This is a genomic window from Pseudomonas kuykendallii (genome assembly GCF_900106975.1).
GTDB classification, from domain to species: domain Bacteria; phylum Pseudomonadota; class Gammaproteobacteria; order Pseudomonadales; family Pseudomonadaceae; genus Pseudomonas_O; species Pseudomonas_O kuykendallii.
This window is the reverse complement of the sequence record NZ_FNNU01000005.1, coordinates 87,161-113,874: the sequence shown is the minus strand read 5'-3', so window position 1 is coordinate 113,874 and position 26,714 is coordinate 87,161. Positions and strand designations below refer to the sequence as shown.

Here is a 26,714-nt window from a genome sequence, read left to right as displayed (position 1 = left end):
CTTGGGTGCCCTTCGTCATTTCCGGCCAGCCGTTCGCTGCTCCAGCAACCGCGCCGCGCCCCTGGGCTTGTCGGTGAACCAGATCACCCGGCTGACGCCACGGGTTATCGCCACGTAGGCCAGGCGCAGGCTCTCATCCTGCATCGCCTGGTCGTAGCTGTTGCGGAAGAAGCCGGAGTGCCGATACAGCGCATTACGCAGCGGGTGCGCCGGGACGCTGGCGCCGTCGTCGAGGATGATCGCCACTTCGGCCTGCAGCCCCTTGGCGCGATGAATGGTGTAGGTCTTCACCGGCAGTCGTTCGTCCAGCTCGGCCTGGATCGCCCGCAGCGGCTCGTTGCGCCGACCGAGAACCAGCACGGCGTTGCGCTCCGCACCGACTCGGCCTAGGGCGTGCTCGCACTGGGCCGTGATCTCCCTGATCAGCCGTGGCAGGTGTCGCCTGATATCGAAGCCGCTCTCCAGCCGCACGCCGTGATCGCCCGGCTGCTCGTGCCTGAAGGCGCGACTGAGCTTGGCCTGCTTCACCTCGACCCCGGCGAGCACCGCCTCGCCATCGCGGATCACCGGTTCGATGGAGCGGTAGTTGGTTTCCAGCAGCAACAGCGTGCTCTTGCGCGAGCGCCCGCGGCTGGGGAAGTGGCGATCGAAGTCCATGAACAGCTCCGGGGAACTGCCGCGCCAGCCGTAGATGGACTGCCAGTCGTCGCCGATCGCCATCAGGCTGACGGCGCCGCCTTCGCCCGCCAGGCGCCGATGTACCGCCTGTAGCCACTGCACGATCTGCGGCGAAATATCCTGGAATTCGTCGATCAGCAGATGCCGCAGAGGCTCGAGCGCCCCGCCGGAAGGAAGCTTCGGCAACCTGTCCGTGAGCGCCTGGAAGGCGCCATCGAAGGTCATCAGCCCACGTTCGCTCAACTCGCCTTCGAAGGCTCGCCAGAACATCACCAGCGCTTCGATGAACAGCCGCTCTGCGGCCGAGCACGGCAGCGCCTTCGGCTCCAGACGGTCGATACGGATGCCAATGCTCTGGATGAAGCCGGCCTGCTGGTAGAACACCTCGAACAGCGGCGCGGCGGAGAACTCGCCGGGCAGTTGATAGGCGTCCATAGGTGCCTTCATGGGTTCGCCAGGCCCGGGGTCAGACATGCCCAGGAGCCGATGCACAGCGCCACGGAAAGCGGCCTGCTCGGTGTAGCAGCGCTGGTAGGCCTGCCGGAGCAAGGCGGTCTGCGCAGGTTTCAGGCGCGAGGCGGTCAGCGGGTTGTCCGGCTCGGCATCGGCGCTGCGCTCGGCCAACTGTTCGAACCAGCGGGGCGCACCCAGGTGTTCGCGCGCCAGCATGCCCATTGCCGAATGAAAGGTCCGCACGCACTGGCGCGCCTGGGCGGCGTCGAAGGGAAACTCCCAGAACGCCAGCACGCGGCCGAGTTGCTCGCGCAGTTGCGCGCAGGACGCGCTGGTGAAGGAAATCACCGTGAGGCTGCCCGGGTCGATGCGCAGGTGGCAAAGCATGAACACCACGCGCAGCACCAGCGTCGTGGATTTTCCCGAGCCGGCGCCGGCGAACACACGCGTCGCGGCCCCACGGGAGAGGATCATCGCCCACTGCTCGTCCGACGGCGCGCTGATCACACCGACGCTGACGGCCTGGCTCACCCGTTCCCGCATCGCGGCGACCTGAGCGGCCTCCAGGGGCATCGGGCTGGCGGAATAGAGCCCGGCGGACGCGGGTTTGCCGCCCGCGGTCTTGCCGGCACTGCGCTTCCTGGTCGTTGCGCCGCTCTTTCGCGCGGCACGCTTTTGCGCCACCGGAGCAGCGACAGGCCCGGCATTGAGGTAGGCGGTGGTACGGGGGAAGTAGCGCGCCAGCGCGCTGGAAAGCAGCAGTTTGTAGCGTTTCACGGCAGACAGCATTCGGTAGTTCCAACCGCTTCGTGTGGCATAGCGGCCAAGGGTAAGCCGTTGCTCGAGTCGAAAGGGCCATCGGCCGGGATGGCACCATCGAAAATGAAAAAGGCCGCTGAGCGGCCCTTTCCGAGGTGGCTTCGGTTATTCCGCCAGACGCCAGGTGGTGCCGCCCTTGCCGTCTTCCAGGACCACACCCATGGCGCCGAGCTGGTCGCGGATGCGGTCTGATTCGGCCCAGTCCTTGTCGGCACGCGCGCGCAGACGCGCGGCGATCAGCGCCTCGACCTCGGCGGCATCGACCTTGCCCTCGGCGCCGGCCTGCAGGAAGGCGTCCGCCTCCAACTGCAATACACCCAGCACCTTCGCCAGCTCTTTCAGCCGCACGGCCAGCCCGGCGGCGGCCGGCAGGTCGGTGTCACGCAGGCGGTTGACCTCGCGCACCATGTCGAACAGCACCGCGCAGGCTTCCGGCGAGTTGAAATCGTCGTTCATCGCCGTGGCGAAACGCTCGACGAATGCCTCGCCGCCGGCCGCCTGTGCATCCGGCAGGCCCTTGAACGCATGGTAGAAGCGTTCCAGCGCGCCCTTGGCTTCCTTCAGGCTGTCTTCGGAATAGTTGATCGGACTGCGGTAATGGCTGGAAACCAGCAGGTAGCGCACCACCTCCGGGTGGTACTTCTCCAGCACCTCGCGGATGGTGAAGAAGTTGCCCAGGGACTTGGACATCTTCTCGCCGTCCACGCGCACCGCGCCGGCGTGCATCCAGGACGCCGCGTAGAGCTTGCCGGTGGCCGCCTCGCTCTGCGCGATCTCGTTCTCGTGGTGCGGGAACACCAGGTCCGGACCGCCACCGTGGATGTCGAAGGTCTCGCCCAGGCAGCAGGTCGACATCACCGAGCACTCGATATGCCAGCCGGGCCGACCGGCGCCCCACGGCGATTCCCAGCTCGGCTCGCCCGGCTTGGCGCCTTTCCAGAGGACGAAATCCAGCGGGTCCTGCTTGGACTCGTCGACCTCGATACGCGCGCCGATGCGCAGGTCCTCGATCTTCTTGCGCGACAGTTTGCCGTAGCCGACGAACTTGCCGACCCGGTAATAGACGTCGCCGTTGCCCGGCGCGTAGGCGAAACCCTTGTCGATCAGGGTCTGGATCATCGCGTGCATTCCGGCGATGTGGCCGGTGGCACGGGGCTCCTGATCGGGACGCAGCACCGCCAGGCGGGCCTCGTCCTCGTGCATCGCGGCGATCATGCGCTCGGTCAGCGCCTCGAAGGATTCGCCGTTCTCCTGCGCACGACGGATGATCTTGTCGTCGATGTCGGTGATGTTGCGCACGTAGTTCAGCTCGTAGCCGGAATGGCGCAGCCAGCGGGCGATCACGTCGAAGGCCACCATCACACGGGCGTGGCCGATGTGGCAGAAGTCGTACACGGTCATCCCGCAGACGTACATGCGCACCTGGTTGCCCAGCAGCGGCTTGAAGGGTTCCTTGGTCTTGCTCAGCGTGTTGTAGATCGAAAGCATGGTCCATGTCCTGAAAAAACGGGCCACATCGCGTGGCCCGTTTCGACGATATCGTGACGTTAAAGAGCCAGTTTACGATCTCGCGAGCTAGAGCCAGCCAAGGCGGAAATACCTGAGGACGCGGAGTTTACAAGCTGTAAATGAGCAGTCCGAAGGGATTTCCAACGCGGGATGGCCAACGCGCAGCAGATCGTAAGCGGGCTCTCAGCCCTGGCCCCAGGAATCGCGCAGCGTCACGGTACGGTTGAACACCGGCTGGCCGGGGCGCGAGTCCTTGAGGTCGGCGCAGAAGTAGCCTTCGCGCTCGAACTGGAAGCGCTCTTCCGGCTCGGCCCGGGCCAGCGACGGCTCGGCGCGACAACCGGTGAGCACCACCAGCGACTCCGGGTTGATGTTGTCGAGGAAGCTCGCGCCCTCCTCGGCCTTCTCCGGGTTGGCGGAGCGGAACAGACGGTCGTACAGGCGCACTTCGCACTCGACGCTCTCGGCGGCGGGCACCCAGTGGATCACGCCCTTGACCTTGCGACCCTCGGGGTTCTTGCCCAGGGTGTTCTCGTCGTAGGAGCAGCGCAGCTCGACGATGTTGCCGTCGGCATCCTTGATCGCCTCATCGGCGCGAATCACGTAGCTGCCGCGCAGGCGCACTTCGCCACCGGGGATCAGGCGCTTGTAGCCGGCCGGCGGGACTTCCTCGAAGTCGCTGGCGTCGATGTAGATCTCGCGGCCGAACGGCAGGACGCGCACGCCCATGTCCCGCTTCGGATGGCGCGCCAGCTCGAGGTTCTCCACCTGGCCTTCGGGATAGTTGGTGATCACCACCTTGAGCGGTTTGAGCACGCACATGGCGCGCGCGGCGTTGGCGTCCAGGTCCTCGCGGATGGCGAACTCGAGCATACCGATGTCGACCACGCCGCCGGCGCGGTTGACGCCGATCATGTCGCAGAAGTTGCGGATCGAGGCCGGCGTGTAGCCACGGCGGCGGAAACCCGAGAGCGTCGACATGCGCGGGTCGTCCCAGCCCTGGACGTGCTTCTCGTCCACCAGTTGCTTGAGCTTGCGCTTGCTGGTGATGGTGTAGTTCAGGTTGAGCCGGGCGAACTCGTACTGGCGCGGCTGTGCGGGCACCGGCAGGTTGGCCAGGAACCACTCGTACAGCGGACGGTGATCTTCGAATTCCAGGGTGCAGATCGAGTGGGTCACGCCCTCGATGGCATCCGACTGACCATGGGTGAAGTCGTAGCTTGGGTAGATGCACCACTTGTCACCGGTCTGGTGATGATGCGCATGGCGGATACGGTAGAGGATCGGGTCGCGCAGGTTCATGTTCGGCGAGGCCATGTCGATCTTCGCCCGCAGCGCACGTGCGCCATCGGGGAATTCGCCGGCCTTCATGCGCGCGAACAGGTCCAGGTTCTCGGCCACCGAGCGGTCGCGGAACGGACTGTTGCGACCCGCTTCGGTCAGCGTGCCGCGGTACTCGCGCGCTTCCTCCGGAGACAGGTCGTCGACGTAGGCCTTGCCGGCCTCGATCAGCTGGATCGCCCAGGCGTGCAACTGCTCGAAATAGTTGGAGGCGTAGCGCACCTCGCCGGACCAGTCGAAGCCCAGCCACTTCACGTCGCTTTCGATGGCGTCGATGTATTCCTGGTCTTCCTTGGCCGGGTTGGTGTCATCGAAACGCAGGTGGCAGTCGCCGCCGAACTCCTTGGCCAGACCGAAGTTCAGGCAGATCGACTTGGCGTGGCCGATGTGCAGGTAACCGTTGGGCTCCGGGGGAAAGCGCGTGATGATCTTCGCGTGCTTGCCGGCGTCGAGGTCGGCCTGAACAATCGGGCGGAGAAAGTTGCTGGCGGTGGGAGTCTCTGGCTTGCTCATAGGGTCCTTGATCTTATGGTCCGTTGACGTTTCATCGCGATGGAACGGCAACGGCCTCTTCGGGTGCGCCGCGCAGGGTAGGCCGGCCAAATCAAAGCCCGTATGATAGCGAACCCGTCAACCCCCTGACAGCCGCAAAGCGGACGTGCTCGTTGATAGTGGATCGAAGGGCCGCTGCCGCCCCGCTCCGCCTTCGGCCCACCCGGATTCGACGACCCGCCCTTTGCCAGACAAGAGTGAATTCCCATGATCAAGTTGCACACCAACCACGGCGTCATCACCCTGAACCTGTTCGAAGACAAGGCCCCGGAAACCGTGGCCAACTTCAAGGAATACGTGAAGGCCGGTCACTACGACAACACCGTGTTCCACCGTGTCATCGGCAACTTCATGATCCAGGGTGGCGGTTTCGAGCCGGGCATGAAGCAGAAGGCCACCCGCGCCACCATCAAGAACGAAGCCAACAACGGTCTCTCCAACAAGACCGGCACCGTGGCCATGGCACGCACCATGGAGCCGCACTCGGCCTCCGCGCAATTCTTCATCAACGTTGCCGACAACACCTTCCTCGACCACAGCGCGCCGACCGTGCAGGGCTGGGGTTACGCGGTGTTCGGCGAAGTCGCCGAAGGCATGGACGTGGTCGAGAAGATCAAGGGCGTGTCCACCACCATGAAGTCCGGTCACCAGGACGTACCGGTGGACGACGTGATCATCGAGAAAGCCGAAATCGTCGAGTGATCCCTTGATCCTGCTGATTTCCGATCTGCACCTCGAAGAACAACGCCCGGACATCACCCGGGCGTTTCTGTTTTTCCTGCAGGATCGCGCCGCACACGCCGATGCGCTGTACATCCTCGGCGACTTCTTCGAAGCTTGGATCGGCGACGACGCCATGACGCCCTTCCAGCACCGGATCGCCGAAGCCCTGCGCCAGTTGAGCGACGGCGGCACACATATCTACCTGATGCACGGCAATCGCGATTTCATGATCGGCAAGGCGTTCTGTCGCGAAGCCGGCTGCACCTTGCTAGCCGATCCGAGCGTCGTCGAGCTGCAGGGCGAGCGCGTGCTGCTGATGCACGGCGACAGCCTGTGCACCCGCGACATCGCCTACATGCGCCTGCGCCGCTGGCTGCGCAACCCGCTGGTGCTGTTCATCCTGCGCAACCTGCCGCTGGCCACCCGGCACAGGCTCGGTCGCAAGCTGCGCAAGGAAAGCCGCATGCAGACCCGGCAGAAAGCCGCGGATATCGTCGACGTCACCCCGGATGAGGTGCTCCGGCTGATGCACGAACATGGCGTGAAGCGGCTGATCCACGGCCACACCCATCGCCCCGCACGGCATCCACTGCAGGTCGACGGCCAGCCGGCCGAACGTATCGTGCTCGGCGACTGGGATGCCCAGGGCTGGGCGCTGCAGATCGACGTCGAAGGCTATCGCCTCGACGCCTTCCCGCTAGGCTGATCAGTAGACATCGCGCAGGTAGCGCTTCTGCTCCGCCAGGCCGCGGATGAATTCCGCGGCACGTTCTTCGTCCAATCCGCCGTGATCGCGGACGACCTCGCGCAACACCCCGTCGACATCTTTGGCCATGCGGCTCGCATCGCCACACAGGTACAGGCTCGCGCCCTCCTCCAGCCAGCGCCACAGCTCCGCGCCGTTCTCGCGGATGCGCTCCTGCACGTAGATCTTCCGCGCCTGATCGCGGGAAAACGCCAGGCTCAGGCGCGTGAGCAGACCATCGCGCTGCATCTCCTGCAGTTCGTCGCGGTAGTAGAAGTCCGACGCTTCGTGCTGTTCACCGAAGAACAGCCAGTTGCGCCCCCGATCGCCACGCATCCGCCGCTCCTGTAGAAAGGCGCGGAACGGCGCCACGCCCGTGCCGGGGCCGATCATCACCATAGGCGCATCGCCATCGACCGGCGGCCGGAAATGCTTCGAGCGCTGCACGAACACCGGGACTTCGCCGCCCTGCGCGCGGTCGGCGAGGAAGGTCGACGCCACGCCCTTGCGCTTGCCGTAGCGCACGGTCGATACGGTCAGGTGGACTTCGTCGGGGTGCGCCTTGGGGCTGGAGGCGATGGAGTACAGCCGCGGCTGCAACCGTTTCAAGCTGCCGAGCAACTCCTCGGCGGCATAGCGGGCGGGAAACGCCTGCAGCACGTCGGCCAGTTGCCGGCTCCACAGCCAGCCGCCCAGTTCGGCCCGGCGTTCGCCCAGCAGCGCCTTCAGTTCGTCGCTGCGGCTGCGCTCGGCGATCAGCGCCAGGGCTTCCTGGCTCGGCCGGGCGATCTCGAAATGGCTGCTCAGCGCCTCGCGCAGCGGCAAATCGCCGACCCGCGCGATATTCACGAGTTGCTCGCCGTCCAGCTTCGCCAGAGCGAGCACTTCCTCGACCAGCGCCGGGCAATTCTTCGGCCATACGCCGAGCGCATCGCCGGCCTGGTAACTCAGCCCCGACTCGCCGAGACCGAGCGCGAACAGGCGGGTTTCCTTGCCGGAGCCTTCGCCGTTGAGCTTCAGGTTGACCAGCAGCTCGGCACCCAGCGGGCGCTCCTTGCTGACCACCTCTGTCGGTTCGGCCCTGGCGACAATGGAGGCGCCGCCAGCCGAAGGCCTCGCCGCCGTGCCGCCGTGAAGCATGGGCAGCAGTTCTTCCAGCCAGGCGCCGGCGGGCTCATCGAAATCGCTGTCGCAGGTCAGGCAGGCGCGCAGCGGCGTAGCGCCGAGTTCGGCCAGACGGCGGTCGAGGTTCCTGCCGTGCTGGCAGAACCGTTCGTAGCTGGAGTCGCCCAGCGCCAGCACCGCATACCGCAGGTTTTCCAGGCTCGCCGATGCGGCGCGCAGGCCTTCCCAGAAGCGCTGCCCGTTGTCCGGGGCATCGCCGTCGCCGAAGGTGCTGCTGAGCATCAGCACCGTGCTGGTTTCCGCCAGTCGCTGGGCCGGGAAGTCACTCATGCAGTGCGATGCGACGCCCAGCCCGGCCTCGCCCAGCCGCTGCGCGAAGCGTTCGGCCAGCGTTTCCACGTTGCCGGTCTGCGAGGCCCAGAGCAGCGTGACCTGCGGCAGCGCCGGAGCCTGCGCGGCGGGTACCAGCTGATTGCGACTGAACAGGCCGGCGAGCATGCCGTCCAGCCATAGGCGCGTATCGACCGCCAACGGCGCCTGGGCCGGCAGGCTCGGCACGCCGACGCCCTCGGCGGAACGCAGGCCGCTGATGAAGCCGGACAGGTAAATCCGCTCGCTGTCAGTCAGCTCCGGCGGCGCATAGTTGGCGTCGCCGAGCCGCGCGGCGAAGGCTTCCACCGGCGCCGTCACCTCGCTCTGGTTCGTCGGCGTGTCGAGAAATCGGTGTTCGATCAGCTCGACCTTGCTCAGCGCCACGGCGCTGAACTTGAATTCGGGCTGCAAGGAAATCGGGTCGACGGCGCTGCTGGTCACGGCATTGATTGCCAGCCCCTCGCTCTGCGCGTCGTTCCAGTGGAACGGCGCGAAGCAGTTGCCGGGCAGCACGCGCTCGCTGACCACCACGGGCAGCATTGCGTCGCCGCGCCGTGAGCGGATCTGCAAGCGATCGCCAACGGCCACGCCCAGCCGCTCAGCGTCCTCGGGGTGGACTTCCACGAACGGGCCGGGGTTGAGCTTGTTCAAGGTGGCGACCTTGCCGGTCTTGGTCAGAGTGTGCCACTGGTGCTGCACGCGCCCGGTGTTGAGCACGAAGGGAAAGGCGTTGTCGGGCATTTCCGCCGGGCTCATGTACGGCCTTGCGAAGAACCGCGCCTTGCCGCTCGGTGTGGCGAACGCCAGCCGCGGCAGGCTGCCGTCCTCGCGCCGGTGCAGGCGCTGGCTGATGCCGTCGTTCAGGTAGCGCCGCGGGTGACGTTCGTGGCCGCCTCCCGGCGGACAGGGCCATTGCTGCGGCGCCTGGCCCAGGCTGGCGTGGCTGACGCCGCGAATGTCGTAGCCGGTCGCCGGATTGTGGAAGCGCCTGATCTCCTCGAACACCTCGCTGGCGGAGGCGTAGCTGAACGCCTCGGCGTAGCCCATGGCGCAGGCCACGCGGGCGATCAGCTGCCAGTCGGCGATGGCTTCGCCGGGGGGCTCGACGGCCCTTGGCGCCAGGCTGAGGCTGCGTTCGGAGTTGATCATCACGCCGTCGGCCTCGGCCCAGAGCGCGCCGGGCAGGAGGATGTCGGCGTAGCGGTTGGTTTCGCCGTCGAGAAAGGCGTCCTGGGCGATCACCAGTTCGGCGGCCTGCAACCCCGCGATCACCGCCTCGCGGTTGGCGACGCTGGCCACCGGGTTGGTGCAGATGATCCAGCAGGCCTTCACCTTGCCGGCACGCATGTCCTCGAACAGCGCCACGGTGCCGCCGCCGACCTCGCTGCGCAGGGTCCCGCGCGGCACGCCCCAGGCGTCCTCGACGAACGCGCGGTCTTCCTCGACCAGCACCGAGCGCTGCCCCGGCAGGCCGGGGCCCATGTAGCCCATCTCGCGTCCGCCCATGGCATTGGGTTGCCCGGTGAGGGAGAACGGCCCGCTGCCCGGCCGGCAGAGGGCGCCGGTGGCCAGGTGCAGGTTGCACAGCGCATTGGTGTGCCAGGTGCCGCGGGTGCTCTGGTTCAGGCCCATGGTCCACAGGCTCATCCATTCGCCGGCTTCGCCAATCCACTGCGCCGCCTGGCGGATGTCCGCTTCGGCCAGGCCTGTCAGCGTGGCGACGCGTGCCGGCGTGTAGTGTTCGAGAAACGCCGGCAGCGCCTCCCAGCCCTCGGTGAACGCGGCGATGAAGGCTTCATCGCACTGGCCGTTCTTCCACAGCAGGTGAAGCAGGCCATTGAGCAATGCCAGGTCGGTGCCGGGGCGGATCTGCAGGAACAGATCGGCCTTGTCCGCCGTGGCGCTGCGCCGCGGATCGACGACGATCAGCCGGGCCCCGGCCTTGCGCCTGTCGAGCAGGCGCAGGAACAGGATCGGATGGCAGTCGGCCATGTTCGCGCCGATCGCGAAGAACAGGTCGGCGTGCTCGAAATCCTCGTAGGAACCGGGCGGCGCATCCGAACCCAGCGACAGCTTGTAGCCGCTGCCGGCGCTGGCCATGCACAGCCGCGAGTTGGACTCGATGTTGTTGGTCCGCCAGAAGCCTTTGGCCAGCTTGTTGGCCAGGTACTGCGCCTCCAGCGACATCTGCCCGGAGACATACAGCGCCAGCGCGTCGGGGCCATGGGTATCGAGAATGCCGCGCAGGCGCGACGCGGCTGCCTGGATGGCCTCCTCCAGGCCAACCTGCGCCGGCTGCTGCGTGCGCTCGCTGCGCAGGTAGGCATGCTGCAGGCGGCCGGGCGCGGTGATCGGCTGCGCGCAGGTGGTGCCCTTGGTGCACAGACGGCCGAAATTGCTCGGATGCTGCCTGTCACCGCTGACCTTGAGTACGCGGTTGTCCTCCACCTCCATGAGGATGCCGCAGCCCACGCCGCAATAAGGACACACACTCCTGACCGTGTTGCTCGCCATACCCGGACCTCGAATCACAGAAACAAAAAAAGGCGCCGTATCGCTCTTCCGTTTTCAACGGGAGCGGCACGGCGCCTTTGTCGTAAGGGTGCGCAATCGTTTTTGATCACGCGCAGCGAGGACGGTGCAAGGCACACGCCAGGTTTGCCATCGGGTCGACGATGCGCTCGCAGACGGCGGTTTCATTGAGTTCAGCGCCCGCTGGCAGGCACTTCGGCGATCGCTCTGCGCACCGCGCCGCGGCCCCACAAGGAGGCACGGTCGACGGCGCGGCTCGTCATTGGGGCAGATTCACCAACCGGGTGCGTCCCGTTGGAAGGCCGCTGGCAAGGCCGTCCGAGCGGACGCAAAGGAGCGTCGTTCCTGGCCTGGCGGTTTTTCCGCCGCGAGGAATACGGGCACGGAGACCGTTCTGGCATGGCCGCTGCATCGGTCCATTCGCCGCAGCGTGCCGTCGAAGACCGCAACGCTCCGCCAGGCAGCCTGGCGAACGGCACCACAATTCATGTGAAGAACAGGCAAAGGCGCCCGCGGACCGAAAGGTCCCGGGCGCTTTTTTTTGCCTCCAGAAAACCGTATCGGTCGGGGTAACCCATGAACTCAGCCACCTCCTTCAATTCTGTGCAGACGCTGATAGTGATCGGCAACGGCATGGTCGGCCACCACTGCGTCGAGCAACTGGTCGCCATGGGTGCCCAGCAGCGCTACCGCATCCATGTGTTCGGCGAGGAAGGCCAGCGCGCCTACGATCGTGTGCACCTGTCCGAATACTTTGGCGGACGCGATGCCGAGTCGCTGGCCATGGGCGACGCGGCGTTCTACCAGCAGCCGGGCCTGACGCTGCATCTGGGCACGCCGGTGCTGGAGATCGACCGCCAGCGCCACGAAGTGATCACCGCCAACGGCTGCTTCCCCTACGACAAGCTGGTGCTGGCCACCGGCTCCTACCCGTTCGTGCCGCCCATCGAGGGCGCCGAGGGCAATTCACGCCTGGTCTACCGCACCCTCGACGACCTTGACACCATTCGTGCCGCCGCCAGCCAGGCGCGCCGTGGCGTGGTGGTTGGCGGTGGCCTGCTCGGCCTGGAAGCGGCCAACGCGCTGAAATCCCTCGGCCTGGAAGCGCATGTCGTGGAGTTCGCCCCGCGCCTGATGCCGGTGCAACTGGACGACCACGGCGGCGCGGCGCTGAAGGCACGCATCGAGGCACTGGGCGTCGGCGTGCACCTGTCGCGCGCTACCCAGTCGATCAGCGCCGGCGAGCAGTACCGCTACCGGATGAACTTCGCAGAGGGCGAGTTCCTGGAAACCGATCTGATCGTGTTCTCCGCCGGTATCCGCCCGCAGGACGCCCTCGCCCGCCAGTGCGGGCTGGAACTCGGACCGCGCGGCGGCATCGCCGTCGACGAGCACTGCCGCAGCAGCGACGCCGATATCTACGCCATCGGCGAATGCGCCGCCTGGAACGGCAGCGTCTTCGGCCTGGTCGCGCCGGGCTACCGGATGGCGCGCAAGGCCGCCGCCGAACTCTGCGGACAGCCGTGCGAGCCATTCCTCGGCGCCGACATGTCGACCAAGCTCAAGCTGCTCGGCGTGGACGTCGGCTCCATTGGCGACGCCCATGGCGCCAGCGCCGGCTCGCGCAGCTACCGCTACATCGACGAAGCCACCGCCAGCTACCGCCGCCTGGTGGTTTCCGCCGACGGCAAGCAGGTACTCGGCGCGGTGCTGGTCGGCGACAACAGCTACTACGACACCCTCCTGCAATACGCGCAGAACGGCATCGCCCTGCCCGCCGACCCGGCCAGCCTGATCCTGCCGCGCGGCGAGTCCGCGCCGGCACTGGGCGTCGACGCGCTCCCCGCGACAGCGACCATTTGCTCCTGCCACAACGTCAGCAAGGGCGCGGTGTGCTGCCAGGTCGACGCCGGCATCACCGACCTCGGCGAACTCAAGGCCGCGACCAGGGCCGGCACCGGCTGCGGCGGCTGCAGCGCCCTGCTCAAGCAGGTCTTCGAGCACGAACTGAGCGCCCGTGGCGTCGCCGTCGACAAGAGCCTCTGCGAGCATTTCGCCTTCACCCGCCAGGAGCTCTACGGCATCGTCCGCGTGGAAGGCATCGAAAGTTTCGACACCCTGCTCGCCCGCCACGGCAAGGGCGAAGTCGGCTGCGACATCTGCAAGCCGGTGGTGGGCTCGATCCTCGCATCCTGCTGGAATCGGCCGATCATGGAGCCTTCGTTGGTGCCGTTGCAGGACACCAACGACACCTTCATGGCCAACATGCAGAAGAACGGCACCTATTCGGTGGTGCCGCGCATTCCCGGCGGCGAGATCACCCCGGACGGGCTGATCGCCATCGGCGCGGTGGCGAAGAAATACGACCTCTACACCAAGATCACCGGCGGCCAGCGTATCGACCTGTTCGGCGCGCAGCTGCATGAACTGCCGGACATCTGGGGCGAACTGATCGTCGCCGGCTTCGAGACCGGCCACGCCTACGGCAAATCCACACGCACGGTGAAGTCCTGCGTCGGCAGCACCTGGTGCCGCTACGGCGTGCAGGACAGCGTGAAGATGGCGCTGCGCATCGAGCACCGCTACAAGGGCCTGCGTTCGCCGCACAAGCTCAAGTTCGCGGTGTCCGGTTGCACCCGAGAGTGCGCCGAGGCGCAGAGCAAGGACATCGGCGTGATCGCCACCGAACACGGCTGGAACCTTTACGTCTGCGGCAACGGCGGCATGCGTCCGCGACATGCCGAGTTGTTCGCCACCGACCTCGACGACGAAACCCTGATCCGCACCATCGACCGCCTGCTGATGTTCTACATCCGCACCGCCGACAAGCTGCAGCGCACCTCGGTCTGGCGCGAATCGCTGGAGGGCGGGCTCGACTACCTCAAGGCCGTGGTCATCGACGACAGCCTGAGCCTGGCCGGCGAACTGGAGGCGCAGATGCAACTGGTGGTGGACCGTTACGAATGCGAATGGGCGAACGCCCTCGCCGACCCGGACAAGCTCAAGCGCTTCCGCACCTTCGTCAACGACCGCGGCGGCGACCCCGACATCCGCTTCGTCAAGGAGCGCGGCCAGCGCCGCCCGGCAAACGCCAACGAACCCGAACTGATTCCCCTGACCGTGGAGAGCGTCTGATGAACACCTCGAGAGAAACGCCCGCGGCGATGGGCGACAACCACTGGCGCGAGGTCTGCGGCGAGCGCGACCTGGTCGCCGAGTCCGGCGTGGTGGTGCTGCTCGAGGGTCGGCAGATCGCGCTGTTCTACCTGCCGCAGCAGGCCGACCGGCCGCTCTATGCCCTCGACAACCGCGACCCGAAATCATCGGCCAACGTGATCGGCCGCGGCATCGTCGGCCAGCTCGGCGGCGAACTGGTCATCGCCTCGCCGCTGTACAAGCAGCACTTCCGCCTGGAAGACGGCAGTTGCGTGGAGTATCCAGACCAACGCCTGCGGGCCTGGCCAGTGCGCTTGCGCGGCGACAGGGTGGAGGTTTTCGACAGCGTGTAATCGCTGCGCGAAAAGCGCACCAAAACGATGTCGAGCGCACTACTTGGCAGCAGGAAATCCAACGCGAAGAAGTGCATTGCGGCCCCACGGGGCGCGGTCTGCGCCTGGATACCTGCAGATTAGGGCCACTGCGCCGCAAATACGTTTTCCGGCGCTCGAATGCCATCCAATGGCCTGCTCCTTGCATTTACCAAAACGCGGATGATCCCCATGGTCATCCACCTCCTGACAAAGGCGTCAGGGCATCCACCCCGTAAACGGGACGATGCTCTGGCGTTTTTTTTTGCGCCTGAAAAAGATGAGGGGATTCACGATGAACTCCAGTTTCCTGAAAGCCGGCCACACGCCGACGCTGTTCGCGGCCTTTCTGTATTTCGACCTGAGCTTCATGGTCTGGTATCTGCTCGGGCCGATGGCCGTGCAGATCGCCACCGACCTGCAACTGACCACCCAGCAGCGCTCGATGATGGTCGCCACGCCGATTCTCGCCGGGGCGGTGTTCCGCCTGATCCTCGGCTTGTTCGCCGATCGGACGTCGCCCAAGACCGCCGGCATCTTCGGCCAGTGCGTGGTCATCGCCGCGCTGGCGGTGGCCTGGCTGGCGGGTGTGCACAGTTACGAGCAAACGCTGCTGCTCGGGCTGTTCCTCGGCTTTGCCGGCGCCTCCTTCGCCGTCGCGCTGCCGCTGGCGTCGCAGTGGTATCCACCGCAGCACCAGGGCAAGGCGATGGGCATCGCCGGTGCCGGCAACTCCGGCACGGTGTTCGCCGCGCTGTTCGCGCCGGCGCTGGCGAAGATGTTCGGCTGGAACGACGTGTTCGGCTTTGCCCTGATTCCGCTGGTGATCACCCTCGCGCTGTTCGTGCTCTGCGCCCGTAATGCCCCCCGGCGACCGGCACCGAAGCGGATGGCCGACTATGCCCGCGCCCTCGGCGACAAGGACAGCTGGTGGTTCATGTTCTTCTACAGCGTGACCTTCGGCGGCTTCCTCGGCCTGGCCAGCGCCCTGCCCGGCTACTTCCACGACCAGTATGGCCTCGACCCGGTGACGGCCGGTTATTACACCGCCGCCTGCGTGTTCGGCGGCAGCCTGTTCCGCCCACTGGGTGGCGCGCTGGCCGACCGTATCGGCGGCATCCGCAGCCTGCTGGCGATGTACACCCTCGCCGCCATCTGCATCGCCGCCGTCGGCTTCCACATTTCCAGTTCGCTGGTGGCACTGAGCCTGTTCGTGGTCGCGCTGCTCAGCCTTGGTGCGGGCAACGGCGCGGTGTTCCAGCTGGTGCCGCAGCGCTTTCATCGCGAGATCGGTGTGATGACCGGATTGATCGGGATGGCCGGCGGCATCGGCGGCTTCCTGCTGGTGTCCGGCCTCGGTGCGGTGAAGCAGGCGACCGGCGATTACCAGCTCGGCCTGTGGCTGTTCGCCAGCCTGGCGGTAGTTGCCTGGTTCGGCCTGTGCGGCGTCAAGCGTCGCTGGCGCACCACCTGGGGCTCCGCGGCCTCCACCGCAGCACGCGTCTGAGCCCGCGCATGTCGCTCAAGCTCGTCATCGGCGAAGCCAGCGCCACCGGCCCGCGCGAGGAGAACCAGGACGCGTTGCGCAGCGTGCTCCCGGAGCCCTCGCTGGCCGGCAGCAAAGGCTGCCTGTTCGCCCTGGCCGACGGCGTGAGCTACTGCGCCGATGGCCGCCTGGCGGCGCAAACCAGCGTTCAGGCGCTGGCGCAGGACTACTACGCCACGCCGGAAACCTGGAGCGTGGCGCAGAGCCTGGAAAAACTGCTGCAGGCGCAGAACCGCTGGCTGCAGACCGCCGGCAACGGCCAGCCGCTGCTGACCACCCTGTCGGCGCTGGTGCTGCGCGGGCGGCGCTTCACCCTCGCGCATGTCGGCGATTGCCGGGCCTACCGCTGGCGCGACGCCGAACTGCGCCGGCTGAGCCAGGACCATGTCTGGCAGCAGCCAGGCATGCAGCATGTGCTGACCCGTGCCCTGGGCCTGGAAAGTCACCTGGTGGCCGACTTCAGCGAGGGCGAACTGAACGTCGGCGACACCCTCCTGCTGCTCAGCGACGGCGTGTGGAGCACGCTGGGCGACGCGGGCGTGCGCAGCGTGCTGCAGGCCACCGACGACCCTCGCTCCGCCGCGCAGGCGCTGGTGCATGCCGCGCACTGCGCCGGCAGCCAGGACAATGCCAGCGCGCTGCTGATCCGCGTGGAAGCGCTGCCGGAAAGCGACTGGCAGGACCAGGCCGCCAGTTGGCCACCGGCGCCGGTGCTCAAGCCGGGCCAGCGTTTCGAGGGCTGGCAGATGCTGGCGCTGCTCAGTGAATCGCAGCAGTCGCGGCGCTATCGCGTGGCCGACGAGCAGGGCCGGCACTGGCTGCTGAAGACGCTGCCCGCCGCGTTGGCCGAGGATGGATCGGCCGCACAGGCACTGATGATGGAGGAATGGTTGCAGCGCCGCGTGCCGGGCCGCGCCTTCGTCGAAATCCATCCGCTGCCCCAGCGTCGCCACCTGTACTACGTGCAGCGCGAGTACGCCGGTCGCAGCCTCGCCGAGCAGCTCGAGGCGGACGGCCCCTTGCCGCTGGGCGAATGGCTGGATTGCGCGACGCGCCTGCTACGCGCGGTCGGCCAGTTGCACCGGCGCAACATCCTGCACCGCGACATCAAGCCGGAGAACCTGCACCGTGGTGTGGACGGCGAGCTGCGCCTGCTGGATTTCGGCCTGGCCTATTGCCCCGGACTGTCGCGCGACGGTGCCTACGGCCTGCCGGGCACCCCCAGCTACATCGCCCCGGAGTGCTATCACGGCGCCGAGCCTGAGCCGCGCCAGGACCTGTTCGCCGTCGGCGTCACCCTGCATCGGCTGCTCACCGGGCAATTTCCCTACGGCGAGGTCGAGGCGTTCCAGGTTCCACGCTTCCATTCGCCGCCGGCGAGTGCGGCCCGACGCCGGCCGGAACTGCCGGCCTGGCTCGACGCCTGGCTGGCGCGTTGCCTGGCCAGCGATCCGGCCGACCGTTTCGAAACCGCCGAAGAAGCCCTGCTGCAGCTGGAACAGGGCGAACGCCAGCCGCCCACCCTCGCGCGCCCGCTGTTGCAGCGCGAACCCCTGAAAACCTGGCGGGCGATCGCCGGGCTGTCGTTGTTGCTCAACCTGGTACTGATCCTCACCTGGCTCTATCGGCACTGAGACCGACCGCCAACCACCTGACGAGGTAAATCGAATGAACGCGAAAGTCTGGCTGATCGGCGCCGGCCCCGGCGATCCGGAACTCCTCACCCTCAAGGCCGTGCGTGCCCTGGGCGAGGCCGAGGTGGTGCTGCTCGACGACCTGGTCAATCCGCAGGTCCTCGCGCACTGTCCGCAGGCGCGCGTCCTGCGCGTCGGCAAGCGCGGCGGCTGCCGCTCCACCCCGCAGGCATTCATCCAGCGCCTGATGCTGCGCTACGCCCGCCAGGGCCGCTGCGTGGCACGCCTGAAGGGCGGCGACCCGTGCATCTTCGGCCGTGGCGGCGAAGAAGCGGCATGGCTGGCCGGGCACGGCGTCGCCTGCGAAATCGTCAACGGCATCACCGCCGGGCTGGCCGCCGCCACCCAGTGCGGCATCCCGCTTACCCTGCGCGGCGTGGCTCGCGGAGTCACCCTGGTCACGGCGCATACCGAGGACGGCGCCAGCCCCGACTGGTCGGCCCTGGCGCGCAGCGGCACGACGCTGGTGGTCTACATGGGCGTGGCCAAGCTGGGCGAAACCCGCAATCATCTTCTGGCCGGAGGCCTCCCGGCCGACACCCCGGTGGCGATGATCGAGCAGGCCTCGCTGCCGGGCCAGCGCGAGTGCCGCTCCACGCTCTCGCGCATGCAACGGGACGCCGCGGACTTCGCCCTGCAAAGCCCTGCCGTGCTGGTGATCGGCGAAGTGGCGGCATACCACGTGCATCAGCTCGCCGGTGCATCCATGCGCGACCATGGAGCGGCCGCGATCCTTTGAAGGAGCAAGACCATGACCGACGACAGCATGCCCGCCGCCCTGCGCTTCATGCTCGCCGCCCGCCGCTGCGAACTGCAGAGCCTGGAAAGCCTGGCCGTCACCTGCGAACTGGTAACGCTGATCAGCCAGCTGGTGCATGCCCTGCAGAAGGAGCGCGGCTACTCGAACATGTACCTGGGCAACGTTCAGGAGCGCCTGCTGACCACCCTCGACCGCCTCAGCGACGAGTCCCGGCACAGCGAGAAGCAGCTGCGCGACTGCCTGGAGCAGCTCGACCTCGGCGGCTCGACGGACAAGGCGCGGCTGCTCAACCGGATCGCCTTCGTCCTCTACAGCCTCGACGACCTGCCGCGCCTGCGCCGCCGCGTCCGCGAACAGCGGGTGACCTCCAGCGAAGCGATGACGGGCTTCACCCGCCTGATCGGTGGCCTGCTCGCCGTGGTCTTCGAGGCCGCCGACACCGCCCTCGACCCCGAGCTCACCCGCGCCCTGGTGGCGATGTTCAACTTCATGCAGGGCAAGGAGCTCGCCGGCCAGGAGCGCGCGACCGGCGTCGCCGGGTTCGCCGCCGGCTACCTCGACGACGCGCAGCATGAACGAATGCGCCACCTGCTCGAAGGGCAGCAGCGCTGCTTCGACATCTTCCGCGAGTACGCCAACTCGTCCGCGCTGGCGGTCTGGGAGGATCTCCTGGCGGGCGACATGGAGGCCCAATTGCGATCGCTGCGCGGGGTCGCGCAACGCACGGCGAAGAACGCGACGGTGGACGCCGATCTCGGTGAGCTGTGGTTCGACGTCTGCACCCGCCGCATCGATGCGATGAAACAGGTCGAGAACCTGCTGGCTCGGGACCTGCTGCAACGCTGCCGGCAGAGCATCGCCGATGCCGGCGCCGATCTCGACAACCACCGCGCATTGCTCAAGCGCCTGGTCGGGAATGCCGCGAACACCCAGCCGGTGCTGTTCAACGTCCAGGGCACCGCGCTCGACGGCTCGCCGCAGGACGGTATCGGCAGCCAGCTGAACCGCTCGATCCTCGACCTGGTTCACGAACAGACGCAGCGCCTGCAAGCACTGGGCGAGGAATTGAAGGACGCGCGCAGCACCCTCAGCGAGCGTAAACGCGTCGATCAGGCGAAAAACCTGCTGATGAAGCGCTATCAACTGAGCGAGCAGGCCGCCCACGAGCAGCTGCTGCGCACGGCGATGGACAGCGGCAAACGCCTGGCCGATATCGCGGATCAGGTGATGACCCACCTGCGCAAGGAAGCTGCCAGTTCGGCACGCGGTTGAACGGGTTGGCGAACGCCTGATCGATCAGGCCGGCACGCCGCTGTGGAAGCGGAACTCGCTGTCCGGGCTCTGGATCAGCTCGGCTTCCACCGCCCTCACCCGCTCGATCGTCTGCTCGACATCCGCGGCATCGCCGTACTGGTAGGCGAAACGCAGGTAGTTCTGGAAATGCCGGCCCTCGGACTTCAGCAGCCCGTAGTAGAACTTGCCCAGTTCCTCGTCCAGATGCGGCACCAGCGCGGCAAAGCGCTCGCAGCTGCGCGCCTCGATGAAGGCGCCCACCACCAGCGTGTCCACCAGCTTCTGCGGCTCATGGCTGCGCACCGTGGCGCGCAGACCAGAGGCATAGCGGCTGGCGGAAACCGGGCGCAGGCCGATTCTGCGCTTCTTCAGCAGGCGCAGGACCTGCTCGTGGTGCACCAGCTCCTCGCGGGCCAGGCGGGACATATAGTTGATCAGGTCGACATGCGCGTTGTAGCGGGCGATCAGGCTGAGCGCCGTGGACGCGGCCTTGAACTCGCAGTTCTTGTGATCCAGCAGCATCACGTCCTGCTGCTGCAACGCGGCGGCGATCCAGGCGTCCGGCGTGCTGCAACCGAGGAATTCACCGATCTCAGGCAGCATGCGCACGCTCCCCATGAAGCAGAAGGCGAACGGCGGAACGCGGGGAGACGGTTTGGAAAGGCATGGCGGCTCGGGTCGATATCGCGAAGCGCAGCATTATACGAATGCGCCGTCGCACGGCCAGCCTGGCGCGTTTGATATGCATCAAGCGCGGCGCCGGACCCAGCGTCTACAGTCATTCGGGTCGAAACAGGCACGAGGGACAGCACCATGCACGCCATCCGCAGCATTCTGGTGGTCATACAGCCCGATCAGACCGATGACCTGGCACTCAAGCGCGCCCGCCTCATCGCCGGCGTAACCCAGTCGCACCTGCATCTGCTGGTCTGCGACAACAAGCGCCAGCACGCCACCTACCTCAACGAGCTGGTCAGCGAACTGGAGCGGGACGGCTACAGCGCCAGCGCGCAGCAAGCCTGGCAGGACACTCCTCACCAGACGGTGATCAACGCCCAGCAGGCCGAAGGCTGCGGGCTGGTGATCAAGCAGCACGTGGCGGAAAACGCCCTCAAGCGCCTGCTGCTGACTCCGGATGACTGGAAACTGCTGCGTTACTGCCCTGCCCCGGTGCTGATGGTGAAAACCGACAGGCTCTGGACCGGCGGCAAGGTGCTCGCTGCCGTCGATGTCGGCAACTCGGACAGCGAGCACCGCACGCTGCACGCCAGCATCGTCAGTCATGCCTACGACATCGCCGAACTGGCCAATGCCTCGCTGCACGTCGTCAGCGCCCACCCGGCGGCGATGCTTGCTTCTGCCGATCCGACCTTCCAGCTCAGCGAGACCATCGAGGCGCGCTACCGGGAGGCGTGCGCGGTGTTCCAGACGGAGTACGACGTACCGGCGGAACGCCTGCACGTCTGCGAAGGCCCGGCCGACGTGGTGATTCCCCAGGTGGCGGACCAGTTGCACGCCGCCGTCACGGTGCTCGGCACGGTGGGGCGCAGCGGATTTTCCGGCGCGCTGATCGGCAATACCGCCGAAGTGGTGCTGGATTCGCTGGACAGCGATGTGCTGGTGTTGAAGCCGGACGACATCATTGACCACCTTGAGGAACTGGTCGCCCAGCGCTGAACGACGCCCATGAAAAAGCCGCCTACGGGCGGCTTTTTCGTTGCGCAGCGTCGCGTCAGGGAAAGCGCTGCTCGACGCCTTCGCGGAGGAATTTCGGCGCGATGTAGCGCTCGTAGTGCGCCTCGGACAGGATGAAGAACTCGCGGTCGATGGCGTCGCGCAGGTCAGGCAGCGTCCAGCCGCGAAACTCCGGCATCAGCACCACGCCATAGGCATCCAGCTGGCTGATCACCCGCGCGCCACGGGCGATCAGTTGGTAGGCCCAGCAGTACGCCGACTGTTCGGGGACGAAGCGGATCTGCCGCTGCTCGAGCTGCTGGCGCAGGCGCGAGGTATCGAACACCTCCAGCTTGGCCTGCATGACCTGATCGAGAAGCACCTCGAGACGCGCCCACACCGCGCGGCGCTCGTCCTCGTTATAGGCGTTCCAGTTGACCACTTCATGGTGGAAGCGCTTGCAGCCTCGGCAGACCAGATCGCCGTAGACGGTGGAGCAGAGACCGACGCAGGGCGTCTTGATGCGCTGATTGGACATGGCGAACAACGAAAGGCGGGCGGCGAAACAGGCCGGCATCTTAGCCCTTTGTCTAACACCGGTCACCCCGTCCGACTGCCGGTCCGCGGCTTAACTTCGCACCCGTTTTCCGGTAGGATGAGCTCCGCCGTTTTCGGCGCCAATGTCCGTTCGAAGCTGTTTTCAAAGCGTCACGAGCACAGTAACTCCCGTCAGGACGATTCGTTGGCGCAGGCATGTCGACCCGCTCGACCTGCAATGCGCCAGCCCTCATCAAGCCCGATCCTGCGGCGTAAAACTTTGAAAACAGCTTCTGGATGGAAACCGACGGACCCTGGCCGACCCGCCCAAGAAGCGGAGAAGCGCATGCGTAAGTCGGTTTCCACTATGTGTCCTCCGGGACCACTGATGAGGGTAAAACTGTGCTTGAAGCCTACCGCAAACACGTACAAGAGCGTGCCGCCCAGGGTATCGTGCCCCAGCCGCTGAACGCCGAGCAGACCGCAGGCCTGGTCGAGCTGTTGAAGAACCCGCCCGCTGGCGAAGAAGAATTCCTCCTCGATCTGCTCACCAACCGCGTACCGCCGGGCGTCGACGAAGCCGCCTACGTCAAGGCCGGTTTCCTTTCCGCGCTGGCCAAGGGCGAAGCCACTTCCCCGCTGATCGACAAGAAGCGCGCGATCGAACTGCTCGGCACCATGCAGGGCGGCTACAACATCGTCACCATGGTCGAGATGCTCGACGACGCCGAACTGGCAGCCACCGCCGCCGAACAGTTGAAGCACACCCTGCTGATGTTCGACGCCTTCCACGACGTGGCCGAGAAGGCCAAGAGCGGCAACGCCGCCGCCAAGGAAGTGCTGCAATCCTGGGCCGACGGCGAGTGGTTCACCAAGAAGCCGGCGATCGCCGAGAAATACAGCCTGACCGTGTTCAAGGTCACCGGCGAAACCAACACCGATGACCTGTCGCCGGCGCCTGACGCCTGGTCGCGCCCGGACATCCCGCTGCACGCCCTGGCCATGCTGAAGATGGCCCGCGACGGCATCTTCCCCGACCAGCCCGGCTCCATCGGCCCGCTGAAGCAGATCGAAGAAATCCGTGCCAAGGGCTTCCCGGTCGCCTACGTCGGTGACGTGGTCGGTACCGGTTCCTCGCGCAAATCCGCCACCAACTCGGTGCTGTGGTTCTTCGGCGACGATATCCCCTACGTGCCGAACAAGCGCGCGGGCGGTTTCTGCTTCGGCTCGAAGATCGCGCCGATCTTCTACAACACCATGGAAGACGCCGGCGCCCTGCCGATCGAGTTCGACGTGTCGAACATCAACATGGGCGACGTGATCGACGTCTATCCGCATGCCGGCAAGGTCTGCAAGCACGGCACCGACGAAGTCATCACCACCTTCGAACTGAAGACCCCGGTGCTGCTCGACGAAGTTCGCGCTGGCGGCCGTATCCCGCTGATCGTCGGCCGTGGCCTGACCGACAAGGCCCGCGCCGAGCTGGGCCTGCCCGCCGCCGACCTGTTCAAGAAGCCCGACCAGCCCGCTGCCAGCACCAAGGGCTTCACCCTGGCGCAGAAGATGGTCGGCAAGGCGTGCGGCGTCGAGGGCGTGCGCCCCGGCACCTACTGCGAACCGAAGATGACCACCGTCGGCTCGCAGGACACCACCGGCCCGATGACCCGTGACGAACTGAAGGACCTGGCCTGCCTGGGCTTCTCCGCCGACCTGGTGATGCAGTCCTTCTGCCACACCGCGGCCTATCCGAAGCCGATCGACGTCACCACCCACCACACGCTGCCGGACTTCATCCGCAACCGTGGCGGCGTGTCGCTGCGTCCGGGTGACGGCATCATCCACAGCTGGCTGAACCGCATGCTGCTGCCCGACACCGTCGGCACCGGTGGCGACTCGCACACCCGCTTCCCGATCGGCATCTCCTTCCCGGCCGGTTCCGGCCTGGTGGCGTTCGCCGCCGCCACTGGCGTCATGCCGCTGGACATGCCGGAATCCGTGCTGGTGCGCTTCAAGGGCAAGATGCAGCCTGGCATCACCCTGCGCGACCTGGTTCACGCGATTCCCTACTACGCGATCCAGAAAGGCCTGCTGACCGTCGAGAAGAAAGGCAAGAAGAACATCTTCTCCGGCCGCATCCTCGAGATCGAAGGCCTCAACGAGCTGACCGTCGAGCAGGCGTTCGAGCTGTCCGACGCCTCGGCCGAGCGCTCGGCGGCCGGTTGCACCATCAAGCTGCCGGAAGGCGCCATCGCCGAATACCTGAACTCCAACATCACCCTGCTGCGCTGGATGATCGGTGAAGGTTACGGCGACGCCCGCACCCTGGAACGCCGCGCCAAGGCGATGGAAGCCTGGTTGGCCGATCCGAAGCTGATGGAAGCCGATGCCGACGCCGAGTACGCCGAAGTCATCGAAATCGATCTGGCGGAAGTCAAGGAGCCGGTGCTCTGCGCGCCGAACGACCCGGATGATGCCCGCCTGCTGTCCACCGTCGCTGGTGAGAAGATCGACGAAGTGTTCATCGGTTCGTGCATGACCAACATCGGTCACTTCCGCGCCGCCGGGAAACTGCTGGACAAGGTCAAGGGCTCGATTCCGACCCGCCTGTGGCTGTCGCCGCCGACCAAGATGGACCAGCACCAGCTGACCGAGGAAGGCTACTACGGCATCTACGGCAAGGCCGGCGCACGCATGGAAATGCCCGGCTGCTCGCTGTGCATGGGCAACCAGGCACGCGTGGCGTCGAACTCCACTGTGGTTTCCACCTCCACGCGTAACTTCCCGAACCGCCTGGGCGACGGTGCCAACGTGTACCTGGCCTCCGCCGAACTGGCAGCGGTCGCGTCGATCCTCGGCAAGCTGCCGACGGTCGAGGAGTACATGGGCTACGCGGCGAACATCGACAGCATGGCTGCCGACGTCTACCGCTACCTGTCCTTCGACCAGATCGCCGAGTACAAGGAAGCGGCTGCCAGCGCCAATATCCCGGTCGTTCAGGCCTGATAGCGACGCAGCAGCAAGGAAGGAGCCCCGCCCAGTGCGGGGCTTTTTCTTTTCTTGGGGAGCATCCGTTGCTCAGGCTTGTCAGAGCCAGAGAACGCCTTTGGCGAATCACGATCCCGTAAGGAGCTACAGCATGAAACAGTGGATTTTTGCCGTCTTCTGCGTACTCGGTCTGGCCGGTTGCGCGCACGACTACATCATCGCCACCAACGACGGGCAGATGCTCAGCAGCGACAGCAAGCCGGAGCTGGATGAAGACACCGGCCTGCTGGAATTCGAGGACAGCGACGGTCGCAAGCAGCAGATCCCGCAATCGCAGGTCAAGCAGGTCATGGAACGCTGAGTTCCAAGCCAACCGAAGCCCCGCCCCGGCGGGGCTTTTTTATGCCATCGAAGATTTGAAGCGAAGCGCCGCGCTGCCTGCCGACGCAGTTGCCGAGCGGATGGCGCTGGCCGAACGGGGTCGGAATGTTGATCGGGACGGATTGATCGGCGCCGGAAACCCGCGCCGTGAAAAAGGCGCTACGCGTACTGGGGCTTTGGCATGCTCCTGGGCCCGAAGAATGCCTGGCGCTTAGCGCTCCGCCTTCAGCACCTGCTGCAACAGCGCATAGGAGGCCTTTACACGAGCCTCGAGGGGTACGTTGCGGTTGGCCAGCATCACCACGCCGATGCGCTCGTCCGGCACGAAGGCCGCGTAGCCGCCAAAGCCATTGGTCGAGCCGGTCTTGCCGAACAGCACGCCCTGCTCGCGGGTTTCCCGCTCCGGCAGTCGAGTCGCGGGCTGAGCTTCCACGGCCATGGACGGCGCGTTGCCGGCCAGCAGTCGCTCGCGGGAAAGCGGCCAGGGGTAGCGCTCCCAGACCATCGCCTGGGTGAAGCTCTGGGTACGCGTCACGCCCTGATGGGTCGTCTCGATGGCCGCCGCCAGCGGCGCCGGCACGCTTGCCCCGCCCAGGTTGATATCGATGAAACGCAGCATGTCGTCGACGTTGGATTTCACGCCGTAGGCCTCGGCATCGAGGACACCCGGGCTCACGCGAATGGCCTTGTTGTCCTGCCGCGCGTAGCCGTAGGCGTAATCCGGCATCCGAGCGGCCGGCACCTGGACGTAGCTGTGATTCAGCGCCAGCGGTGCGAGCACCTGATCATGCAGCGCCTGGGCGTAGGGCTGGCCGAACGCCTGGGCGGAAATACGCCCCAGCAGGCCGATGCTGAGGTTGGAGTAGGAGCGCTCGTGACCGGCGCCCGGCGTGGGTTCCCACTGTCGCAGCCAGTTCATCACGCCGTTGTCATCCTTGACCTGATCCGGCACCTGCAGGGGCATGCCATTGCTCTGGTGCGTGGCCAGGTCCATCAGGCTCAGCGCCCCGGCCGGACTGCCTTCGAGCGGCTTCAGATGCTCACCAACCCGGTCATCGAGCGACAACAGCGCGCGTTCCTGGGCCAGCGCCGCCAGGGTGACGTTGAAGGTCTTGCTCAGCGAGCCCAGCTCGAACAGCGTCTGGCGGGACACCGCTGTCTTCGCTTCGCGGTTCGCCAGCCCCCTGGTGAACACATAGTGCTTGCCCTGCCAGGTCACACCGACCGCCAGGCCGGGTACGTCGTACTGCGCCATCAGCGGCGCGAAGAGCGTGTCGGCCTCGGCCTGGAACTGCTGTTCGGACATGGCCGCCGCCGGCAGCGTCACGGAAAGGCTGGCAGTAAACAGGCCCAGGGCGATGGAGCGACGAGTCATCGAAGGTTCTCTCTCGTTGTGCAGAGCGGCACCATCTGGGCGCCCAAATGATCGTTGCCGTTCGAGTCGCCGGAAAGCCTATCGTTCGTGGCA

At 66.3% G+C, this 26,714-nt stretch carries 18 protein-coding genes; 11 read left to right on the top strand and 7 right to left on the bottom strand.

All coding sequences use genetic code 11. The features are described from left to right. Positions 1-15 precede the first annotated feature (15 nt). The 3 genes from BLV15_RS16480 to BLV15_RS16470 all read right to left on the bottom strand — a co-directional run bounded on the left by BLV15_RS16480 (position 16) and on the right by BLV15_RS16470 (position 5,313). Entirely contained in the window at positions 16-1,920 is a 1,905-nt protein-coding gene (locus BLV15_RS16480; protein ID WP_090230659.1) for a DEAD/DEAH box helicase, read from the bottom strand. Between the two features lie 135 nt (positions 1,921-2,055). After that, positions 2,056-3,438 carry a cysteine--tRNA ligase gene (gene cysS, locus BLV15_RS16475; RefSeq protein ID WP_090230656.1) on the bottom strand — a complete coding sequence of 461 codons (1,383 nt, stop codon included), beginning with the start codon at positions 3,436-3,438 and terminating at the stop codon, positions 2,056-2,058. Positions 3,439-3,642: 204 nt separating this feature from the next. Continuing rightward, entirely contained in the window at positions 3,643-5,313 is a 1,671-nt protein-coding gene (locus BLV15_RS16470; RefSeq protein WP_090230654.1) for a glutamine--tRNA ligase/YqeY domain fusion protein, read from the bottom strand. Between the two features lie 246 nt (positions 5,314-5,559). On the opposite strand from BLV15_RS16470, the gene BLV15_RS16465 reads away from it, so the two are divergent. Both BLV15_RS16465 and lpxH read left to right on the top strand, forming a co-directional pair. Beyond that, positions 5,560-6,054 (top strand): peptidylprolyl isomerase, encoded by a 495-nt coding sequence (locus BLV15_RS16465; protein ID WP_090230649.1) that lies wholly within the window; start codon positions 5,560-5,562, stop codon positions 6,052-6,054. A gap of 4 nt (positions 6,055-6,058) precedes the next feature. Then, positions 6,059-6,781, top strand: a complete 723-nt coding sequence (gene lpxH, locus BLV15_RS16460; protein WP_090230647.1) for a UDP-2,3-diacylglucosamine diphosphatase — start codon at positions 6,059-6,061, stop codon at positions 6,779-6,781. Here the strand turns inward: lpxH and BLV15_RS16455 are convergent, their stop codons facing one another. After that, positions 6,782-10,831 (bottom strand): bifunctional nitrate reductase/sulfite reductase flavoprotein subunit alpha, encoded by a 4,050-nt coding sequence (locus tag BLV15_RS16455; RefSeq protein WP_090230644.1) that lies wholly within the window; start codon positions 10,829-10,831, stop codon positions 6,782-6,784. Positions 10,832-11,425: 594 nt separating this feature from the next. Here BLV15_RS16455 and nirB point away from each other — a divergent pair. The 6 genes from nirB to BLV15_RS16425 all read left to right on the top strand — a co-directional run bounded on the left by nirB (position 11,426) and on the right by BLV15_RS16425 (position 19,648). Continuing rightward, positions 11,426-13,984 (top strand): nitrite reductase large subunit NirB, encoded by a 2,559-nt coding sequence (nirB, locus tag BLV15_RS16450; protein ID WP_090230641.1) that lies wholly within the window; start codon positions 11,426-11,428, stop codon positions 13,982-13,984. Further along, positions 13,984-14,358 (top strand): nitrite reductase small subunit NirD, encoded by a 375-nt coding sequence (nirD, locus tag BLV15_RS16445; protein ID WP_090230639.1) that lies wholly within the window; start codon positions 13,984-13,986, stop codon positions 14,356-14,358. The genes nirB and nirD overlap by 1 nt, the downstream gene beginning before the upstream one ends. Positions 14,359-14,671: 313 nt before the next feature. Then, positions 14,672-15,883, top strand: coding sequence for a NarK family nitrate/nitrite MFS transporter (locus BLV15_RS16440; protein ID WP_090230635.1), 1,212 nt, complete (start codon positions 14,672-14,674; stop codon positions 15,881-15,883). Between the two features lie 8 nt (positions 15,884-15,891). After that, complete coding sequence (locus BLV15_RS16435; RefSeq protein WP_090230632.1) at positions 15,892-17,556, top strand: bifunctional protein-serine/threonine kinase/phosphatase; 1,665 nt, start codon at positions 15,892-15,894, stop codon at positions 17,554-17,556. 34 nt (positions 17,557-17,590) lie between these two features. Beyond that, a complete protein-coding gene (gene cobA / locus BLV15_RS16430; protein ID WP_090230629.1) occupies positions 17,591-18,355 on the top strand; it encodes a uroporphyrinogen-III C-methyltransferase in 765 nt (254 codons plus the stop codon). Between the two features lie 12 nt (positions 18,356-18,367). After that, positions 18,368-19,648: a nitrate regulatory protein gene (locus BLV15_RS16425; RefSeq protein WP_245728213.1), complete on the top strand. Its 1,281-nt coding sequence runs from the start codon at positions 18,368-18,370 to the stop codon at positions 19,646-19,648. 24 nt (positions 19,649-19,672) lie between these two features. On the opposite strand, the gene BLV15_RS16420 is transcribed toward BLV15_RS16425, so the two are convergent. After that, complete coding sequence (locus BLV15_RS16420; protein WP_090230628.1) at positions 19,673-20,272, bottom strand: MiaE family protein; 600 nt, start codon at positions 20,270-20,272, stop codon at positions 19,673-19,675. Between the two features lie 210 nt (positions 20,273-20,482). On the opposite strand from BLV15_RS16420, the gene BLV15_RS16415 reads away from it, so the two are divergent. Then, a complete protein-coding gene (locus tag BLV15_RS16415) occupies positions 20,483-21,346 on the top strand; it encodes a universal stress protein (RefSeq protein ID WP_090230624.1) in 864 nt (287 codons plus the stop codon). Positions 21,347-21,401: 55 nt separating this feature from the next. Here the strand turns inward: BLV15_RS16415 and BLV15_RS16410 are convergent, their stop codons facing one another. Then, positions 21,402-21,881 (bottom strand): DUF1289 domain-containing protein, encoded by a 480-nt coding sequence (locus BLV15_RS16410; RefSeq protein WP_090231071.1) that lies wholly within the window; start codon positions 21,879-21,881, stop codon positions 21,402-21,404. A 401-nt stretch (positions 21,882-22,282) separates the two neighbouring features. Between BLV15_RS16410 and acnB the strand changes: the two genes are divergently transcribed. Together acnB and BLV15_RS16400 are read left to right on the top strand one after the other, a co-directional pair. Further along, a complete protein-coding gene (gene acnB, locus BLV15_RS16405) occupies positions 22,283-24,883 on the top strand; it encodes a bifunctional aconitate hydratase 2/2-methylisocitrate dehydratase (protein WP_090230621.1) in 2,601 nt (866 codons plus the stop codon). A gap of 133 nt (positions 24,884-25,016) precedes the next feature. Continuing rightward, complete coding sequence (locus BLV15_RS16400) at positions 25,017-25,226, top strand: YgdI/YgdR family lipoprotein (protein ID WP_090230619.1); 210 nt, start codon at positions 25,017-25,019, stop codon at positions 25,224-25,226. 231 nt (positions 25,227-25,457) lie between these two features. Here the strand turns inward: BLV15_RS16400 and ampC are convergent, their stop codons facing one another. Further along, complete coding sequence (gene ampC / locus BLV15_RS16395) at positions 25,458-26,621, bottom strand: class C beta-lactamase (protein WP_090230617.1); 1,164 nt, start codon at positions 26,619-26,621, stop codon at positions 25,458-25,460. Positions 26,622-26,714 lie beyond the last annotated feature (93 nt).

Excerpts from the sequence above, each read along its gene's own strand:
- BLV15_RS16480 (WP_090230659.1), bottom strand. The coding sequence starts at position 1,920 with ATGCTGTCTGCCGTGAAACGCTACAAACTGCTGCTTTCCAGCGCGCTG.
- cysS (WP_090230656.1), bottom strand. The coding sequence starts at position 3,438 with ATGCTTTCGATCTACAACACGCTGAGCAAGACCAAGGAACCCTTCAAG.
- BLV15_RS16470 (WP_090230654.1), bottom strand. The coding sequence starts at position 5,313 with ATGAGCAAGCCAGAGACTCCCACCGCCAGCAACTTTCTCCGCCCGATT.
- BLV15_RS16465 (WP_090230649.1), top strand. The coding sequence starts at position 5,560 with ATGATCAAGTTGCACACCAACCACGGCGTCATCACCCTGAACCTGTTC.
- BLV15_RS16455 (WP_090230644.1), bottom strand. The coding sequence starts at position 10,831 with ATGGCGAGCAACACGGTCAGGAGTGTGTGTCCTTATTGCGGCGTGGGC.
- nirB (WP_090230641.1), top strand. The coding sequence starts at position 11,426 with ATGAACTCAGCCACCTCCTTCAATTCTGTGCAGACGCTGATAGTGATC.
- nirD (WP_090230639.1), top strand. The coding sequence starts at position 13,984 with ATGAACACCTCGAGAGAAACGCCCGCGGCGATGGGCGACAACCACTGG.
- BLV15_RS16440 (WP_090230635.1), top strand. The coding sequence starts at position 14,672 with ATGAACTCCAGTTTCCTGAAAGCCGGCCACACGCCGACGCTGTTCGCG.
- BLV15_RS16435 (WP_090230632.1), top strand. The coding sequence starts at position 15,892 with ATGTCGCTCAAGCTCGTCATCGGCGAAGCCAGCGCCACCGGCCCGCGC.
- cobA (WP_090230629.1), top strand. The coding sequence starts at position 17,591 with ATGAACGCGAAAGTCTGGCTGATCGGCGCCGGCCCCGGCGATCCGGAA.
- BLV15_RS16425 (WP_245728213.1), top strand. The coding sequence starts at position 18,368 with ATGACCGACGACAGCATGCCCGCCGCCCTGCGCTTCATGCTCGCCGCC.
- BLV15_RS16420 (WP_090230628.1), bottom strand. The coding sequence starts at position 20,272 with ATGCTGCCTGAGATCGGTGAATTCCTCGGTTGCAGCACGCCGGACGCC.
- BLV15_RS16415 (WP_090230624.1), top strand. The coding sequence starts at position 20,483 with ATGCACGCCATCCGCAGCATTCTGGTGGTCATACAGCCCGATCAGACC.
- BLV15_RS16410 (WP_090231071.1), bottom strand. The coding sequence starts at position 21,881 with ATGTCCAATCAGCGCATCAAGACGCCCTGCGTCGGTCTCTGCTCCACC.
- BLV15_RS16400 (WP_090230619.1), top strand. The coding sequence starts at position 25,017 with ATGAAACAGTGGATTTTTGCCGTCTTCTGCGTACTCGGTCTGGCCGGT.
- ampC (WP_090230617.1), bottom strand. The coding sequence starts at position 26,621 with ATGACTCGTCGCTCCATCGCCCTGGGCCTGTTTACTGCCAGCCTTTCC.